Annotated in this window: 16 protein-coding genes and 1 riboswitch; of the genes, 3 read left to right on the forward strand and 13 right to left on the reverse strand. The window is 67.8% G+C overall.

Annotation, left to right across the window (positions count from 1 at the left end):
• Nucleotide 1: 1 nt before the first annotated feature.
• The 3 genes from ribD to AC1ROC_RS11075 form a co-directional block, all read right to left on the reverse strand.
• Nucleotides 2–1024, reverse strand: a complete 1023-nt coding sequence (ribD, locus tag AC1ROC_RS11065; protein WP_493000155.1) for a bifunctional diaminohydroxyphosphoribosylaminopyrimidine deaminase/5-amino-6-(5-phosphoribosylamino)uracil reductase RibD — start codon at nt 1022–1024, stop codon at nt 2–4.
• Nucleotides 1025–1114: 90 nt separating this feature from the next.
• A riboswitch (FMN riboswitch) is annotated at nt 1115–1275 on the reverse strand.
• 52 nt (nt 1276–1327) lie between these two features.
• Entirely contained in the window at nt 1328–2179 is an 852-nt protein-coding gene (locus AC1ROC_RS11070) for an SDR family oxidoreductase (protein WP_085369192.1), read from the reverse strand.
• Nucleotides 2180–2183: 4 nt separating this feature from the next.
• Complete coding sequence (locus AC1ROC_RS11075) at nt 2184–3161, reverse strand: sugar-binding transcriptional regulator (RefSeq protein ID WP_085369191.1); 978 nt, start codon at nt 3159–3161, stop codon at nt 2184–2186.
• A gap of 123 nt (nt 3162–3284) precedes the next feature.
• Here AC1ROC_RS11075 and AC1ROC_RS11080 point away from each other — a divergent pair, with 123 nt between their 5' ends.
• From AC1ROC_RS11080 to glpK, 3 genes are all read left to right on the forward strand, one after another.
• On the forward strand, nt 3285–5027 hold the full coding sequence (locus AC1ROC_RS11080; protein ID WP_493000158.1) for a glycerol-3-phosphate dehydrogenase/oxidase: 1743 nt from the start codon (nt 3285–3287) through the stop codon (nt 5025–5027).
• A 179-nt stretch (nt 5028–5206) separates the two neighbouring features.
• Entirely contained in the window at nt 5207–5935 is a 729-nt protein-coding gene (locus AC1ROC_RS11085; protein ID WP_247597407.1) for an MIP/aquaporin family protein, read from the forward strand.
• Nucleotides 5936–6006: 71 nt separating this feature from the next.
• A complete protein-coding gene (glpK, locus tag AC1ROC_RS11090; protein WP_085369188.1) occupies nt 6007–7527 on the forward strand; it encodes a glycerol kinase GlpK in 1521 nt (506 codons plus the stop codon).
• Between the two features lie 63 nt (nt 7528–7590).
• Here glpK and AC1ROC_RS11095 read toward each other — a convergent pair whose 3' ends face one another.
• The 10 genes from AC1ROC_RS11095 to AC1ROC_RS11140 all read right to left on the reverse strand — a co-directional run bounded on the left by AC1ROC_RS11095 (nt 7591) and on the right by AC1ROC_RS11140 (nt 17057).
• A complete protein-coding gene (locus tag AC1ROC_RS11095; RefSeq protein ID WP_493000160.1) occupies nt 7591–8325 on the reverse strand; it encodes an HAD family hydrolase in 735 nt (244 codons plus the stop codon).
• Entirely contained in the window at nt 8322–8945 is a 624-nt protein-coding gene (locus tag AC1ROC_RS11100) for a GNAT family N-acetyltransferase (protein ID WP_493000162.1), read from the reverse strand. Before AC1ROC_RS11100 ends, AC1ROC_RS11095 begins: the two co-directional genes overlap by 4 nt.
• 9 nt (nt 8946–8954) lie before the next feature.
• Entirely contained in the window at nt 8955–9965 is a 1011-nt protein-coding gene (trpS, locus tag AC1ROC_RS11105) for a tryptophan--tRNA ligase (protein ID WP_493000164.1), read from the reverse strand.
• Between the two features lie 34 nt (nt 9966–9999).
• Entirely contained in the window at nt 10000–10836 is an 837-nt protein-coding gene (locus AC1ROC_RS11110; protein ID WP_085369184.1) for an exodeoxyribonuclease III, read from the reverse strand.
• 9 nt (nt 10837–10845) lie between these two features.
• Entirely contained in the window at nt 10846–12084 is a 1239-nt protein-coding gene (locus AC1ROC_RS11115; protein ID WP_085369183.1) for a YihY/virulence factor BrkB family protein, read from the reverse strand.
• An 86-nt stretch (nt 12085–12170) separates the two neighbouring features.
• Nucleotides 12171–12932, reverse strand: a complete 762-nt coding sequence (locus tag AC1ROC_RS11120) for a succinate dehydrogenase iron-sulfur subunit (protein ID WP_085369182.1) — start codon at nt 12930–12932, stop codon at nt 12171–12173.
• Nucleotides 12932–14734 (reverse strand): succinate dehydrogenase flavoprotein subunit, encoded by a 1803-nt coding sequence (sdhA, locus tag AC1ROC_RS11125; protein ID WP_085369181.1) that lies wholly within the window; start codon nt 14732–14734, stop codon nt 12932–12934. The genes AC1ROC_RS11120 and sdhA overlap by 1 nt, the downstream gene beginning before the upstream one ends.
• A gap of 32 nt (nt 14735–14766) precedes the next feature.
• Complete coding sequence (locus tag AC1ROC_RS11130) at nt 14767–15213, reverse strand: succinate dehydrogenase hydrophobic membrane anchor subunit (protein WP_085369180.1); 447 nt, start codon at nt 15211–15213, stop codon at nt 14767–14769.
• Nucleotides 15214–15215: 2 nt separating this feature from the next.
• Complete coding sequence (sdhC, locus tag AC1ROC_RS11135; RefSeq protein ID WP_085369253.1) at nt 15216–15632, reverse strand: succinate dehydrogenase, cytochrome b556 subunit; 417 nt, start codon at nt 15630–15632, stop codon at nt 15216–15218.
• A gap of 132 nt (nt 15633–15764) precedes the next feature.
• Nucleotides 15765–17057 carry an alpha/beta hydrolase gene (locus AC1ROC_RS11140; RefSeq protein ID WP_168688836.1) on the reverse strand — a complete coding sequence of 431 codons (1293 nt, stop codon included), beginning with the start codon at nt 17055–17057 and terminating at the stop codon, nt 15765–15767.
• Between the last annotated feature and the right edge of the window lie 76 nt (nt 17058–17133).

A 17133-nucleotide genomic window follows, 5' to 3' on the forward strand; every position in this document is an offset into this window, starting at 1 on the left:
CTCAGTTGCCTTCTCTCTGTGACTGCTCTGGATGCTGTCGTTCCGGCACGGCCCGGATGAACAGGTCGGCCCCCAGCTGCTCGATCGAGTGGATGTGCAGCAGCCGCTGGTCGGCGATCGTCCCCACGCCGATGTCCCCGATGGCGACCTTGCTGCCGCCGAGCAGGGTGGGCGCGAGGTAGATGGCGTACTCGTCGACGAGTCCGGCCTCGATGAACGCGCTCGCGAGGGTCGGCCCTCCCTCGACGTACACGCGGCGGAAGCCGCGCTGGTGCAGGTCGGCGACCACGTCGTGAACGTCGTGCGTCCCCTCGAAGATCACCGGGTTGGGGTGCCGGAAGACCGCCGCATCCTTGGGGACGGCGCGCATCCCGACGACGACGGGGGTGGGCTGGGTGCGCAGGAGTTCTCCGGCGTCTCCGCGGGCGGTGAGGCTGGGGTCGTCGGCGAGCACGGTGCCTGTGCCGACCACGATGGCGTCGGACGCTTCGCGCTGCTCGTGCACGCGCTGCCGGGCAGCGGCACCGGTGATCCAGGTGCTCGTGCCGTCGTCGGCCGCCGCGCGGCCGTCGAGGCTGCTCGCCCATTTGACCGTGATGTACGGACGGCCGAGGCGCGCGGCCGTGAGCCAGTCGCCGAGGAACGCCTCGACCTCGTCGGCGAGCACACCGCCGATCACCTCGACGCCGGCCTCGCGCAGCCGCGCGGCTCCTCCGCTGGAGGAGTGGCCGGGGTCGGTGGCCGCGTAGACGACCCGTGCGACGCCCGCCTCGATGAGGGCCTCGGAGCACGGACCGGTGTGGCCCCAGTGGTTGCACGGTTCGAGGGTGACGACGGCCGTCGCGCCGGCGGCTTCTCCTTCGCCGAGCTTGGAGAGCGCATCCACTTCGGCGTGCGGGGTGCCGACCCCGCGGTGCCAGCCTTCGGCGATGGTCGCGCCTGCTGCGTCGAGGATCACGCAGCCGACCCGCGGGTTCACACCCGTGGCCGGCCCGTTGTGAGCGAGTTCGATGGCGGTTCTCATCGCCGCGTCCCACGTCATCCCAGATCGGTCCTGTCTCTTGTAGCGAGACGTGTGCCGGGGTCGCGTGGCCGGCGACCGCATGCGGCCGCCACCCGTGCTGCCTCCCATCCGGACTGAGTGGCCAGGCGTTGCCTGACCCCATTACCGTCGGTGCCGGAGTTTCACCGGCTCAACAGCGCTGCGCTCTCACGCAGCCCCGCTCGCGGACTATCACCGCCGGTTCGGACTTTCACCGACCCCGGAGCACGTTTGTGTTCTGAGTCTAGTCAACGCCTCGGTGTGCGGACTATTCCCGTCGCACTGTTACGCGGGCTGCTGCGCGATCCAGCCCGCCGTGAGCGTCTGCACGGCCGACCCGTCGAGGTCGGCGAGCTTCACGCCTGCGAAGCGCTTCGCCGCCTCGGACGGCTGCACCCTGGCCGCCGGATGTTCGTCGGCGAGCAGCGCGACGATCACGTCGGCGACGCCTTCCGGAGTCTGCGCGTTCGCCGGGTCGAACGCCGCGGCCGTCCTCGCCAGGTAGGCGTCGAACAGGGGACGGTACGGGGAGTCGGCGGCCGGCGCGGAGCTGTCTGCTCCGACGTTCGCGACGAACTCGGTCGTGACGGCGCCCGGCTCGATGACGGTCACGCGCACGCCGAGCGCTCCGGCCACCGGGGTCAGCGACTCCATGAACCCCTCGACGGCGAACTTCGCGGCGCAGTACGCCTCGTTGAACGGCTGGCCGACCACTCCGCCGACGCTCGACACGGTCAGCATCCGGCCTCCCGTCTCGCGCAGCATCGGCAAGGCCGCCTTCGTCACGGCGACGACGCCGAAGAAGTTGACCTCCATCACGTCGCGCACCTCCTGGACGGACTCGTCCTCGATCGTGCCGACGTGGCCGGAGCCCGCGTTGTTGAGCAGCGCATCCAGCCGTCCGTGCTGCGACCGGATGTGCGCGAAGCAGGCGTCGATGGATGCGGGGTCCGTCACATCCAGGGCGTGCACGTCGAGCGTCACCCCTGCTTCTGCGGCGGCGGCGTCCAGTGGTCCGCGCTTGGCGAGGTCGCGCATGGTGGCGACGACGGTGTGGCCGGCGCGGGCCGCCGCGATGGCGGAGGAGCGGCCGATGCCGGTGGAGGTGCCGGTGATGAGCAGGACGGATGCGGTCATGTGCTCAGTCTCGCAGCGAAACCAGTGCGCGGGCAGTCCCTTCGTCCACGATCAGGTCGGTGATGAGCTCGGCGGAGAGCGCACCGCGGAGGCTGTGCACCTTGGACGGCCCCGACACGACGCAGACGCGGCGCGGCACGCGCTTGATCAGGTCGATGTCCGGCCCGCTCGCCCGTTCGTTCAGCGGGATGCCGTGGTGGCTGCCGTCTTCGCGGAAGAACACGGTTGCCACGTCGCCGACCACGCCGGACTCGTCGAGGGATGCGTAGTCGGCCTGGTCGAGGTAGCCGCCGGCGTAGACGTGCGAGCGCACCTCGGAGAAGGGCGAGCCGAGGCCGAAGATCGCCACATCCATCCGCTCCTGGATGTCCAGGATGCGCCGGGTGCTGCGCTCGCGCCACATCGCCGTCTTGGTCTGCGGGTCGTCGAACAGGGCAGGCACGGGGAACTCCTGGATCGTGCCGGAGAACGTGTCGCCGAAGCGGCGCAGGATCTCCGACGCGTAGAGCACGCCGGTCGTGTACGTGTTGCCCGCTCCGTTCAGCTGCACGAATTCGAGGTTGTGCAGGTCTTTCGGGATGAGGTGCCTGCTGAGGGCGCTCATCGTGGACCCCCACGCGATCCCTACCGTCTGGTTGGAGTCGATGAACCTGTCGAGAATCCGTGCAGCGGAGATGGCGACGCGCTCCAGCCTGTCCACGTCGCTGATGGCGCTCGGCATCGGCACGATGTGCGCGGCGATGCCGTAGCGCTCGTGGATGTCCTGCTGGATGCGCGTCGCCCCTTCGTGCGGGGTGGCGATCTGGATGGTGACCAGCCCGGAGGCGCGGGCGTAGCTGAGCAGGCGGGAAACGCTGGACCGCGAGGTGTGCATCTCGTGGGCGATGGCTTCCATCGTCAGGTCCTGCATGTAGTAGAGGTGGCCTGCTTTGAGAGCGTCGCGGGTCTTCTCCGGCAGGTTCTCGGTGTCGTTGGTGGGCATTCGGGTGTCGTCTTCTCTCGTCGAGCTGCGGTTGCACGTATGTGCAGCCAGCTTGAACAAAGTGTCCGGGCATCGAAAACTATAGCTGGCAGAAATCCGCCCCGAGGAAAAACAGGAGTAGCCGTGGCAACGAAGTCGAACGCAACCCGCACCGAGGTCGAACGACTTCGCGAACGCCCGAACGCCAGGGTGCTCGTCATCGGCGGTGGCATCAACGGCCTCGGCACCTTCCGCGACCTGGCCCTGCAGGGCGTCGACGTGATCCTCGTCGAGCGCAACGACTTCGTCTCCGGAGCGTCCGCAGCGTCGAGCCACATGATCCACGGCGGCGTCCGCTACCTGGAGAACGGCGAGTTCCGGCTGGTCAAGGAGTCGGTGACCGAGCGCAACGGCCTGCTCAAGATCGCGCCGCACTACGTCAAGCCGCTGCAGACCACAATCCCGATCTTCTCCACCTTCTCGGGCATCCTGGCCGCCCCGCTGCGCTTCCTCACCCACAAGCAGGGCAAGCCGAAGGAGCGCGGCGCGTTCCTCATCAAGACCGGCCTGACGATCTACGACTCGTTCTCGCGCGACGGAGGCAGCGTGCCCCGTCACCAGTTCTCCGGCAAGAAGAAGTCGCTGGAGACCCAGCCGGAGCTGAACCCCGGCATCAAGTACACCGCGACGTACTTCGACGCCAGCGTCCACGACCCGGAGCGCCTGGCCCTGGATGTGCTGGCCGACGGTCTCGCGGCCGGCCCGCACGCCCGCGCGGCCAACTACGTCGAGGCCATCGGCACGCGCGACGGGGGAGTGCTCGTCCGCGACCGCGAGACGGGCGAGGAGTTCAGCATCGTCGCCGACGTGGTCGTGAACGCGTCCGGTCCGTGGACAGACCTCACCAACGCAGCGCTCGGCCGCAGCACGGAGTTCATGGGAGGCACGAAGGGCTCGCACATCGTCCTCGACAACCAGGAGCTGCTCGAGGCGTGCAAGGGCCGCGAGATGTTCTTCGAGAACAACGACGGCCGCATCGTGCTGATCTACCCGCTCAAGGGCCGCGTCATGGTCGGCACCACCGACCTCGAAGCGGACATGTCCGAGCGCGCCGTGTGCACCGAGGACGAGATCGACTACTTCATCGAGCTGGTCTCGCACGTTTTCCCAACGATCCCGGTGACCCGTTCGCAGATCGTCTACAGCTTCTCCGGCGTCCGCCCGCTGCCGCACCACGACGACACCGCCCCCGGTTTCGTCTCGCGTGACTACCGCATCGTCCCCGGCACCATCGACGGCCTCGGCTCCGCCGCGGTCCTCAGCCTGGTGGGCGGCAAGTGGACGACGTTCCGAGCGCTGAGCGAGCACCTGGCCAACGAGACCCTGGATGCGCTCGGCGCGTCCCGCAGGGTGTCCACCGCCGGTCTCGCCATCGGTGGAGGCGCCGGCTTCCCGTCGACTCCCGCGGCGGAGCGCGACTGGGTGGCCAGGTACGGCGCAGACGTGGGTGCCGAGCGCGCATCCCAGCTGCTGCACCGCTACGGCACCAAGGCGACGTACGTGATCGACGCCATCGCGGGCAGCGACGACGACGACGCCCGCCTCGCCGGGGCGCCGGACTACTCGCGCGCAGAGATCGACTACCTGGTGCGCACCGAGCACGTCGCGCACCTCTCCGACGTCTTCCTGCGCCGCACCAGCATCGCGTTCGTCGGCGGAATCAGCGGCGGTCTGGTGCGCGAGGTGGGCGAAATCGTGGCGAACGCACTCGGATGGTCGCCAATTCGGCGGTCTGAGGAGGAAGATGCATTCATAGCGGAACTCGCCGACGCCCACCGGGTGCACCTCGAGTCGGAGGACGGCAGCGAAGCCGCGGCGCTCCGATGATGCACGAACGTGCATAGCACGGTTCTTGTCACGGTGGGCTGGCGCTAATAGCGTTCAATTGCCCACCCTGACGAGAACCACACCACATCGCACAACAGGGTGCGGGTCAACTGAACAACTGGAAGGTCAACGTGGACAATATCGGTGTAGATTTCCTGTCGGAGTTGGTGGGCACGGCGATGCTCGTCCTCCTCGGTACCGGCGTCGTGGCGAACGTCGCACTCATCAAGAACAAGGGCTTCAACGGCGGGTTCCTGATGGTGAACATCGGCTGGGGCCTCGCGGTCTTCGCCGGTGTGATCGTTTCCTACAACTCCGGCGCCCATCTGAACCCCGCTGTGACGCTCGGACTTGTCGCCAACGGCGCCAAGGCCTTCGGCTCCGCCGCCGCGCACACGCTGGTTCCGGTGAACTTCGGTGTCGTGGCCTTGTACATCCTGGCTCAGCTGATCGGTGCCATCATCGGCGCCGTCCTCACCTGGCTGGCGTACAAGAAGCACTTCGACGAGGAGCCTGAGCCCGCCAACAAGCTCGGCGTCTTCTCGACCGGCCCGGCGATCCGCAGCTACGCGTGGAACCTCGTGACGGAGATCATCGGCACCTTCGTGCTGGTGTTCGTGGTGATCGCGTTCGGTCACCAGCCCGGCCAGGCCGCCGGTCTCGCCGCCCTCGGTGCTCTGCCCGTCGCCCTGCTGGTGATCGGCATCGGCGCCAGCCTCGGTGGCCCGACCGGATACGCCATCAACCCTGCCCGTGACCTCGGTCCGCGCATCGCGCACGCGATCCTGCCGATCAAGGGCAAGGGCTCGAGCGACTGGTCGTACTCCTGGGTTCCCGTCGTCGGCCCGATCATCGGCGGTCTCCTCGCCGGCTGGCTCGGCATCATCCTGCTCCCCATCCTCAAGTAATACCCGCGGGCCGATCCGGAAACGGATCGGCCCGCGTCAGTCCCACCCCCCCAAAAACAAAGGAGTTACCTATGGCCGAGTACGTTGTCGCCATCGATCAGGGCACGACCAGTACCCGTGCGATCATCTTCGACAAGTCCGGGTCGATCGTCTCGACCGGTCAGCTGGAGCACGAGCAGATCTTCCCGAAGGCCGGCTGGGTCGAGCACAACCCTGTCGAGATCTGGAACAACACCCGCGAGGTGATCGGCCAGGCTCTGTCGAAGGCGGACCTCACCCGTCACGACATCGCTGCTGTCGGCATCACCAACCAGCGCGAGACCGCGGTGGTCTGGGACAAGAACACCGGCGAGCCCGTCTACAACGCCATCGTCTGGCAGGACACCCGCACGCAGCCGATCGTGGACCGCCTGGCGGCCGACGGCGGCGTCGAGCGCTTCAAGCCGATCGTCGGCCTTCCGCTGGCGACCTACTTCTCCGGCACCAAGATCGTCTGGATCCTGGAGAACGTCGAAGGCGCACGCGAGCGCGCGGAGGCCGGGGACCTGCTCTTCGGCACCACGGACTCGTGGGTGCTCTGGAACCTGACCGGCGGCCCGGACGGCGGTGTGCACGCCACCGACGTGACGAACGCCTCCCGCACCCTGTTCATGGACCTGGAGACGCTCAGCTGGCGCGACGACATCCTCGAGGTGTTCGGCGTCCCGAAGTCGATGCTCCCGGAGATCAAGAGCTCCTCCGAGGTCTACGGCCAGGTCGAGCCGTCCAGCCTGCTCCGCGAGGTGCCGGTCGCCGGCATCCTCGGCGACCAGCAGGCGGCCACGTTCGGTCAGGCCGCGTTCGACACCGGCGAGTCCAAGAACACCTACGGCACCGGCAACTTCCTCATCTTCAACACGGGTGAGGAGATCGTCCACTCGAAGAACGGTCTGCTGACGACGCTGGGCTACAAGCTCGGCGACGCGAAGCCGCACTACGCCCTCGAGGGTTCCATCGCCGTCACCGGTTCGCTGGTGCAGTGGCTCCGTGACAACCTGGGCATCATCTCGAGCGCTCCGGAGATCGAGGAGCTGGCGAAGACGGTCGAGGACAACGGCGGAGCGTACTTCGTTCCGGCGTTCTCCGGTCTGTTCGCGCCGTACTGGCGGTCGGATGCGCGCGGTGCGCTCGTCGGCCTCACCCGGTACGTCAACAAGGGACACATCGCCCGCGCCGCCCTGGAGGCCACGGCCTTCCAGACCCGCGAGGTGCTGGATGCCGTCAACGCGGACTCCGGCGTCGACCTCACCGAGCTCAAGGTGGACGGCGGCATGATCGCCAACAACACCCTGATGCAGTTCCAGGCCGACATCCTCGGCGTCCCCGTCATCCGCCCGGTCGTCGCGGAGACGACCGCGCTGGGTGCCGCGTACGCCGCCGGTCTCGCGACGGGCTTCTGGGAGAACCTGGACGACCTGCGCAAGAACTGGCAGGAGGACAGCCGCTGGGAGCCGAAGATGGATGCGGACGAGCGCGACCGTCAGCTCCGCCTCTGGAAGAAGGCCGTCACGAAGACCTTCGACTGGGTCGACGAAGACGTGCAGAACGCCTAGTCAGCACCACCACGACGAACGCCGCCCGGCTCAGCCGGGCGGCGTTCTCGCGTTCGGAGGCGTTCAGGGGGCGAGCAGCGCCGGCAGCTCGGCGAGCGACCGGATGCGCAGCACACCGGCCGCCGCGGCATCCGCAGCGTCCTCCGCCGACTGTGCGTCGCCGGTGCGGTCGAGCCAGACCCCGGTGAGGCCGGCGCGGGCGGCGCCGATCGCGTCGGTGCGCAGGCGGTCGCCGACGTACACGGCGTCGGACGGCGCGACACCGAAGACCTCGCAGGCGTGCAGGAAGATGGCCGGGTCCGGTTTCACGACGCCGAGTTCCCCGGACGCGATCACGTGCTCGACCCGCTGGTCGAGGGCCACGGTCGTCACCTTGCGCGTCTGGAACGCCAGGTCGCCGTTGGTGATGAGCCCGAACCGCACGCCGGGGATGCGCTCAGTCAGCGCATCCAGGCACGGCAGCGCGTCGTCGTGCAGCGCCCAGCTCTCCACGTAGTGCTCGAAGTACGTCGCGAACCACACGCTCGCTGCGGCGTCGTCGAGGGCGACGCCGTGGCGGGCGGCGAAGTCGCGGGCGCGCGCCTGACGCTGGCCCTCGAAGTCGAGCTGCCCGGCGAGGTAGGAGTGGTAGTGCGTCTCCTCCAGCTGGTGCCAGTACGCGACCGTCGTGGCCGCATCCAGGGCGCCGTACGGCTCTCCCAGGGTGGCGACGTGCCGCTGGATGCCGCGGGCGACGGCAGCCCGGTGGGCGAACAGGGTGTCGTCCAGGTCGAACAGCACCACCGACGGAACGGTCACGAGCCGTCCGCGTGAACGTAGGTGGCGTCCGGCCAGTCGCCCGACTGCTCGCGCGGGTCGTCCGGCAGCAGGGCGGCCTGCCAGTCGTCGAGCCTGGCGCCGCGCTGGATGCCTCCCGCGCGACGCGTGCCCTCGAACCGGAACCCGGCGCGCCGCGCGACGGAGGCGCTGGCGGCGTTGCCGACGAACGCCCGCCACACCAGCCGCGCGAGGCCGAGGCCGCCGGGGGCCGCCGCGAGCGCGTGATCGACCACGAGCGAAACGGCGGCGCTCATGAGGCCGCGCCCTCTGGCCTCCGGCGCCAGCCAGAAGCCGATCTCGCCCTCACCGTGGTGGATGTCGTCCACTCCGATCATGCCCATCAGTGGGCCGTCCGCCGTCTCGCGGATCGCCCAGGTGCACGAGCTGCCCGCTGTCCACCCCGCAGGGACAATGTCGAGCACGAACGTCTCCGCGTCGCCCCGCGTGTACGGAGACGGCACCGTCGTCCAGTGCGCGATCGCCGGGTCGGAGCACAGCTCGGCCACCCGGTCGATGTCAGAGGCGCCCGGCACGGAGAGCATGATACGCGAGCCCGTCAGGACGACGGGCTCACGCGAGTTCGTCTCTGCGCTCGTCACGGTGATCCCTCAGCGTACTCGGCGCAGGAAGCCGACGCGGTCGTACACGGTCGCGAGGGTGGCCTCGGCGATCTCCTCCGCCCGCTCGGCGTTCCTGGCCAGGATGCGGTCGAGCTCTGCCGGGTCGGCCAGCAGATCGAGGGCGCGCTCGCGGATCGGCGAGAACGTCTCGACGACCACCTCGGCCAGCCCCTTCTTGAAGTCCCCGTAGCCCTTGCCGTCGTACTCCACCTCGATGGACTCGATGCTGCGGCCGGAGAGCGAGGAGTAGATCGTCAGCAGGTTGGAGATGCCCGGCTTGCCGTCGCGGTCGAAGGACACGACGCCGTCGGTGTCCGTCACAGCGCGCATGATCTTCTTCTGCGTGACCTTCGGCTCGTCGAGCAGCCACACCACCCCGGCGTGCGACTCCGCGGACTTCGACATCTTGGCCGTCGGGTTCTGGAGGTCGTAGATGCGAGCGCTCTCCTTGAGGATCATCGCCTGCGGCACGACGAACGTCTCCCCGAACCGGCTGTTGAAGCGCTCGGCCAGATCGCGGGTGAGCTCGACGTGCTGGCGCTGGTCGTCGCCGACCGGGACGACCTCTGCACCGTAGAGCAGGATGTCCGCGGCCATCAGCACCGGGTAGGCGAACAGCCCGACCGAGGTGGCCTCCGCGCCCTGCTTGGCCGACTTGTCCTTGAACTGGGTCATCCGCGACGCCTCACCGAAGCCGGTGATCGTGTTGAGCACCCAGGCGAGCTCCGCGTGGGCGGGGACGTGCGACTGCACGTACAGGGTGGATGCGGACGGGTCGATGCCGGCCGCGATGTACTGCGCGGCCGTCCTGCGGGTCTTCTCGCGCAGTTCCGCCGGCTCCTGCGACACCGTGATGGCGTGCATGTCGACGACGGAGAAGAAGGCGTCGTGTGTGGTCTGCAGTTCTTTCCACTGCAGCAGAGCGCCGATGTAGTTGCCGAGCTGCAGGGAGTCTGCAGACGGCTGCATGCCCGAATAGAGGCGGGGGAGTGTTGTCATGGTGTGTCCTTGAAAGCTCAGTATGGGAGGCGGGTCAGATGGCGTAGTCGACGACCACGGGAGTGTGGTCGGACCATCGCTCGTCGTACGCCTCTGCGCGGTCGACCGCGTAGTGCTTCACCGTGGCCGCCAGCGCCGGGGTCGCCAGCTGGTAGTCGATGCGCCAGCCGGTGTCGTTGTCGAACGCCTGCCCGCGCCACGACCACCAGGTGTACGGTCCGTCGACCTCTCCTGCCCACTTGCGCCCGACGTCGACCCAGCCGAGGCCGCCGCCCGCGTTGTAGTCGTCGTCGCCCTCCGCGCCGATGAAGCGGTCGAAGTACGCGCGCTCCTCGGGGAGGAAGCCGGCGCGCTTGACGTTGCCCTTCCAATTGCGGATGTCGAGCGTGCGGTGCCCGACGTTGAGGTCGCCGAGCACGACCGCGTACTCGCTGTGCTTCTGCAGCTCGGGGAGGCGGGCCTCCATCGCATCCAGGAATTTGTACTTCTCGACCTGCTTGGGGGAGTCCGCCTCACCGGAGTGGACGTAGGTGCTCACCACCGTGATGATCGTGCCGCCCACCTCGTAGTCCGCTTCGAGCCAGCGCCCAGCGCTGTCGAAGTCCTCTGCTCCGAGCTCCACCCGGTGGATGGATGCGCGGTGCCTGCTCGCGATCGCGACCCCGGCCCTGCCCTTGGCCGTCGCAGGGTCGTGCAGGATGTCCCACTCCTCGCCGAGCAGCGCCTGGATGTCTTCCGTGGAGGCGCGCACCTCCTGGATGGCGAGGATGTCGACGTCGCGCGTGTCGAGCCACGCTCCCATGCCCTTGCGGAAGGCGGCGCGGATGCCGTTGGTGTTGATCGTGGCGATACGCACGGGCTTCGAAGGCATGGATCAAGCCTACCGGGGACGACCGACGGTCCCCTCGTCGAGCACGTCGTTGAGCTCGTTCTGGGCGCGTTCGACCGCCCGCTGCGCTCGCAGCCGCCCGAGCCATTTCGCGGAGGCGAGCTCCCGCTTCGCCTGCTCCAGCTCCGCCTTGGCGACGACGACGCGCGCGCTGTGCTCCTCCGCCGCCTTCTCCGCCGCCGCCTGCTCGGGGGTGACCATGCGCGGGGAGAGGCCCCTGTCGAACATCCCGACGGCGATCCAGGATGCGGACAGCAGCATCACCCGCGAGACGAAGTTGAACCAGATCAGCAGACCGATGAACACGGCGAAGGTCGCCAGCAGCGGGTTCTTGGTGGCGCCGTTGAAGAACACCCCGGCGAGGGTGCTCAGGCCGGCCAGCGTCAGGCTGCCGAGCAGGGTGCCGAAGAAGAGGTTGCGCCACGGCACGGCCACCCGGGCGAGCACCCGGAACATCGCCCCGAGCGTGACGATGTTGAGCAGCACGGAGACGAACAGCCCGGAGACCCTGGCCACGAAGTTGGTCCAGAACGTGTCGCTCAGTCCGACCAGGTCGAGCACGAAGGTAAGTGCCTCGGTGCTGACGATGGTGAGCACCGCCGAGATCAGCAGCACGACGCCGAACATCAGCGCGAGGCCGAGGTCGCGGATCTTCTGCAGCACGTAGTTGGTGGTGTCACGGGAGAGACCGAATACCGCGCGGACGGCCTGCCTGGTGTAGTACAGCCAGCCGATGGCGGTCCAGATCAGGCCGATGGCGGCGATGATGCCCGTCCAGCCGAACGAGGTCGCGCCCTCCAGCTGCGACAGCTGGATGGCGCCGGGATGGCCGTTCACCGCGATGAGGCCGGGGATGGCGCGGTTGATCACGTCGGTCAGCGCTTTCAGAACATCCGGGTTGCTTGTCAGCCAGATGCCTGCCACCGAGAACGCCACCCAGATCGCGGCGAACACTGCGAACAGGGACTGGTAGCCCATCCCGGCGGCGCGCAGGTTGCCATCGCTGTACGAGAAGTTCATGTAGACCCGGTACGGCCGCAGCGCCTTCACCCACTTGGCCCAGATGGTGACCCGCGCGACCGGCCGTTCGAGCCGCTCGCGGAGCGGTTCGGTCGCCTCGGTGATCCGGTCCTTCAGCGACTCGGACTCCGGCTCGATCGTGCCCTCCGCGCGCTGCAGTGCCCGGTCGGGACGCACAGGCGCGACGTCCCGCTTCGACTTCTTGGCCACGGTGTCAGCTTATCGACCGCCAGATACCAAGAACTGCGCGATCTCCGGGTGGAAATCGCGCAGTTCGTGGTGTTTCGTGCTGGTGCTTAGGGCTTGCCTCGCATGATGGCCTGCTTGACCTCGGCGATGGCCTGCGTCACCTGGATGCCACGCGGGCAGGCGTCGGTGCAGTTGAAGGTGGTGCGGCAGCGCCACACGCCTTCCTTGTCGTTGAGGATGTCGAGACGCACCTGCGCGTTGTCGTCGCGGGAGTCGAAGATGAAGCGGTGCGCGTTGACGATCGCGGCGGGACCGAAGTACTGGCCGTCGGTCCAGAACACCGGGCAGGACGAGGTGCACGCCGCGCACAGGATGCACTTGGTCGTGTCGTCGAAGCGCGCGCGGTCCGCGACGGACTGGATGCGCTCCTTGTCCTTCGGGGGAGTGCTGTTCGCGACGAGGAAGGGCTGCACCTCGCGGTAGGAGGCGAAGAACGGCTCCATGTCGACGATGAGGTCCTTCTCGAGCGGCAGGCCCTTGATCGCCTCGACGTAGATCGGCTTCGAGATGTCGAGGTCTTTGATCAGCGTCTTGCAGGCGAGGCGGTTGCGGCCGTTGATGCGCATGGCGTCCGACCCGCAGATGCCGTGCGCGCAGGAGCGGCGGAAGGTCAGCGACCCGTCCTGCTCCCACTTGATCTTGTGCAGCGCGTCCAGGATGCGGTCGGTCGGGAACATCTCGACGTCGAAGTCCTGCCAGCGCGGCTCCGTGTCCACATCCGGGTCGAAACGCCGGATGATCAGGGTCACGGTGAACGACTGGATCGGCGCCTCAGGTGCGGGCGGAGTCTCGAGCACGGCGTTCGACATCAGTACTTCCTCTCCATCGGCTGGTAGTTGGTCACGACGACCGGCTTCCAGTCGAGACGAATGTGGTCGGCGGCGTCGGACGAGTGGGGGTCGCCCGACAGGTAGGCCATGGTGTGCTTCATGTAGTTCTCGTCGTCGCGCTTCGGGTAGTCGTCGCGCATGTGGCCGCCGCGGCTCTCCTGGCGGTTGCGGGCCGAGAAGACGACGACCTCGGCGAGGTCGAGCAGGAAGCCCAGCTCGACGGCCTCGAGCAGGTCGGTGTTGAACCGCTTGCCCTTGTCCTGCACGACGATATTGCGGTACCGGTCGCGCAGCTCGTGGATGGTCTGGGTGACCTTCGCGAGGGACTCATCGGTGCGGAACACCTGAGCGTTCTTGTCCATCTCGTCCTGCAGCTCCTTGCGGATGGCTGCGATGCGCTCGGTGCCGGTTCCGTTGCGGAGACCGTCGATCATGTCGCGGACGGCCTTGGCCGGGTCGGCGGGGAGCGGGACGGCGGTGGCGGTCTTGACGTACTCGACCGCGTTGTTGCCCGCGCGCTTGCCGAACACGTTGATGTCGAGGAGCGAGTTGGTGCCCAGACGGTTGGAGCCGTGCACGGACACGCAGGCGCACTCGCCGGCGGCGTAGAGGCCGGGGACGACGGTGGTGTTGTCGCGGAGGACCTCGGCCGCCGTGTTGGTCGGGATGCCGCCCATCGCGTAGTGCGCCGTCGGCATCACGGGGACCGGCTCGACGACGGGGTCGACGCCCAGGTATGTGCGGGCGAACTCGGTGATGTCCGGGAGCTTGGTCTCCAGGACCTCCGCGCCCAGGTGGGTGCAGTCGAGGAGCACGTAGTCCTTGTGCGGACCGGCGCCGCGGCCCTCCGCCACCTCCTGGACCATGCAGCGGGCGACGATGTCGCGCGGCGCGAGGTCTTTGATGGTGGGGGCGTAGCGCTCCATGAAGCGCTCACCGCTGGCGTTGCGGAGGATCGCGCCCTCACCGCGCGCACCCTCGGTGAGGAGGATGCCGAGCCCGGCGAGGCCGGTCGGGTGGAACTGGAAGAACTCCATGTCTTCCAGCGGGAGCTTCTTGCGCCAGATGATGCCGACGCCGTCACCCGTGAGGGTGTGGGCGTTGGAGGTGGTCTTGTAGATCTTGCCGAATCCGCCGGTCGCGAAGATGATCGCCTTCGAGTGGAAGACGTGCAGCTCACCGGTGGCCAGCTCGTACGCGACGACGCCCGCGGGCTGGTCGACCCCGTCCACCTCGTTCATGATCACGTCGAGGACGTAGAACTCGTTGAAGAAGTTGATGCCGAGCTTGACGCAGTTCTGGAACAGCGTCTGCAGGATCATGTGGCCGGTGCGGTCCGCCGCGTAGCAGGCGCGGCGCACAGGGGCCTTGCCGTGGTCGCGGGTGTGACCGCCGAAGCGGCGCTGGTCGATCTTGCCCTCTGGTGTCCTGTTGAACGGCAGGCCCATGTTCTCGAGGTCGATGACCGCGTCGATGGCCTCCTTGGCGAGGATCTCCGCCGCGTCCTGGTCGACGAGGTAGTCGCCGCCCTTGACGGTGTCGAAGGTGTGCCACTCCCAGCTGTCCTCCTCCACGTTCGCCAGCGCAGCGGCCATGCCGCCCTGCGCGGCTCCCGTGTGGGAGCGGGTGGGGTAGAGCTTCGAGATCACCGCGGTCCTGGCGTGCGGTCCGGCTTCGATGGCGGCGCGCATCCCCGCCCCGCCTGCTCCGACGATGACGATGTCGAACTCGTGATAGTGGACGCCGTCGATGACGGTCGATTCAGAGGTTTCAGTTGTCACAGCGTTTTCCGTAGTCGTTGGCTACTAGGTGATTACTTGACCGGGCAGAACGACGGCAGAAGATCGGCCGGAGCGCCTGCAGGGCACGGTTCGAAGGTGAAGATCACGAGGGTTCCGAGGACGACCAGCACCACGACGGCTGCCAGGATGGCGCCCTTCAGGATGCGGTTGACCACACGGTTGTGCGAGTAGTCGTTGACCAGGGTGCGCATCCCGTTGCCGCCGTGGATCATCGCGAGCCAGAGCATCAGCAGGTCCCAGACCTGCCAGAACGGGGTGGCGTACTTGCCGCCGATGAAGGCGAAGTCGATCTGCTTGACGCCCTCGCCCATGACGAGGTTCACGAACAGGTGCCCGAAGATGAGGACGATCAGCAGCACGCCGGACGCGCGCATGTAGATCCAGCCCCACTTCTCCCAGTTGACGCCCTTCTTGCGGGCGGGACGGGACGGGGTGCGGGGAGCTTCGATGGTCGTCATGGTCAGTGCCCCTCTCCGAAGATGTGGATGAGCTGCACCGGGACGAAGCCGGCCATCAGCACCACCCAGAGCACGATGACGGTCCAGAACATGACCTTCTGGTACTTGACGCCCTTGCTCCAGAAGTCGATGAGGATGATCCGGATGCCGTTGAAGGCGTGGAAGACGATGGCCGCGACCAGGGCGATCTCACCGAGTCCCATGATGGGGTTCTTGTACGTCCCGATCACCGCGTTGTACGCCTCGGGGCTGACCCGGATGAGCGAGGTGTCGAGGATGTGCACGAGGAGGAAGAAGAAGATGGCGACGCCCGTGATGCGGTGCAGCACCCACGACCACATTCCCTCTCGGCCCCGGTACAGTGTCCCGCCCGGCCTGTTCTTGGTCGGCTGCAGGGTTCCTGCCGCTTGATCTGGCACGAACAACCCTCCCTGGTTGTGGTCGCTTGCTGACGCGCTGGAGCGCTGCACCAGTCTATGCCGCACGGCTGTTCCACGCTGCTTAGGCGTGCCTAAGTGTCTCGACGTCGAGACAAATCGGCTCGCATCGGCTCAGGAGGGTGCGGCGAGTCCGAGAACCGGATAGAGCACCCGGAAGCCCTCTTGCAGGCCTCCGGTGAGTGCCTTCTGCACGTGGCCGCCGTTGTGCACCTCGTGGTAGTCGACGTTCATCCCGACCTGCCTGGCCGCTGCGGCGACCCGGAGGGCGACGGGCCGGTACATCGCGTCGTCCGAGCCGACCGTGAACACGGCGGTGGTGTGCCGGAAGTCCTTGCCGCGCATGAGCCGCAGCGGCTTCTGGTCCTCGTAGGCGTCCCTGTCGCCGCCGAAGACGTCGTGCAGCACGGCCGCCTCGTGGTCGGAGCCGGGGAACTCTTCGCCGGAGATGTCGATCAGGTTGCTGAACAGGTCGGGTCGCTTGACCGCGATCGAGAGGGCGCACTGCCCGCCGTTGGAATAGCCGGCGATGGTCCAGAACCGGCGGTCGTGGGTGATGTTCAGGTGCTTCTGCGCCCAGTCGACGACATCCTGGGTGAGGAAGGTCTGCGCCTTGCCGAACCGCTTCGTGTCGAGGCACAGCGGATCCTTGAGGGGGTCGCCGAGCTGGTCGGCGACGATCACGATGGGCGCGAGCCCGCCGTGCTTCGCCGCGATCGGGTCGAGCACCGCCGCCGCCTGGTACGGGTCCGGGTTGCCCGGCTGGCCCATCAGCATCACGACGAGGGGGAGCGGAGGCGGGTTCTTCACGAGCGCCGCCGGCGGGAGGTAGATGCCGGCGGGACGGGAGGGGAAGCCCGATCCGGTGTTCGGGATGACCTGGCTCCCGGTCTTGCCGTGCTCGGGAAGGTCGGCAGGGGGCGTCCAGTGCTTCCAGAGCTGCGTGTCGTATCCGGATGCCGCCGTCGGAGGAGTGAGCCGGATGGGCTTGTCCGTCGAGATGGAGAGCAGGTTGCCGAGCGTGCGATTGATCCCGTATGTCGCGTTGACCGCCAGCGTCCCCGCCGCGATGAACACCGGGATGCACGCCACCGCCACGATCTTCCGCCACCGGGGCGACCGCCACAGGTTCGCCACGGCCAGCGCGACAGCGCAGCAGGTGGCGGTGATCCACGCGTAGTTCACCAGGCCGAGCGATGTGCCGAAGAGGTCGAGCCAGCGCACGGCGACCAGCCAGATGCCCACGGAGACCACGAGTCCGGCCGCGACGGCGGAGAGGGCGGTGACCAGCCAGCGCGCCGTCGGACGGCGCACCAGCAGGAACGTGACGGCGACGCCCGCGAGCGCGAGCACGGCGACGATGACAGGGCCATCGACGACATCGGTCGTCAGCAGCGCGTCGAACATTGAATCCACCCCCGGCTGCCTGTCGGGATCTTCGGGTGCGCGACAGGTGCCGGACGGAACGCTAGCGCATCCGGAT

This window comes from Leifsonia sp. GW821-FHT13C05, assembly GCF_058806515.1.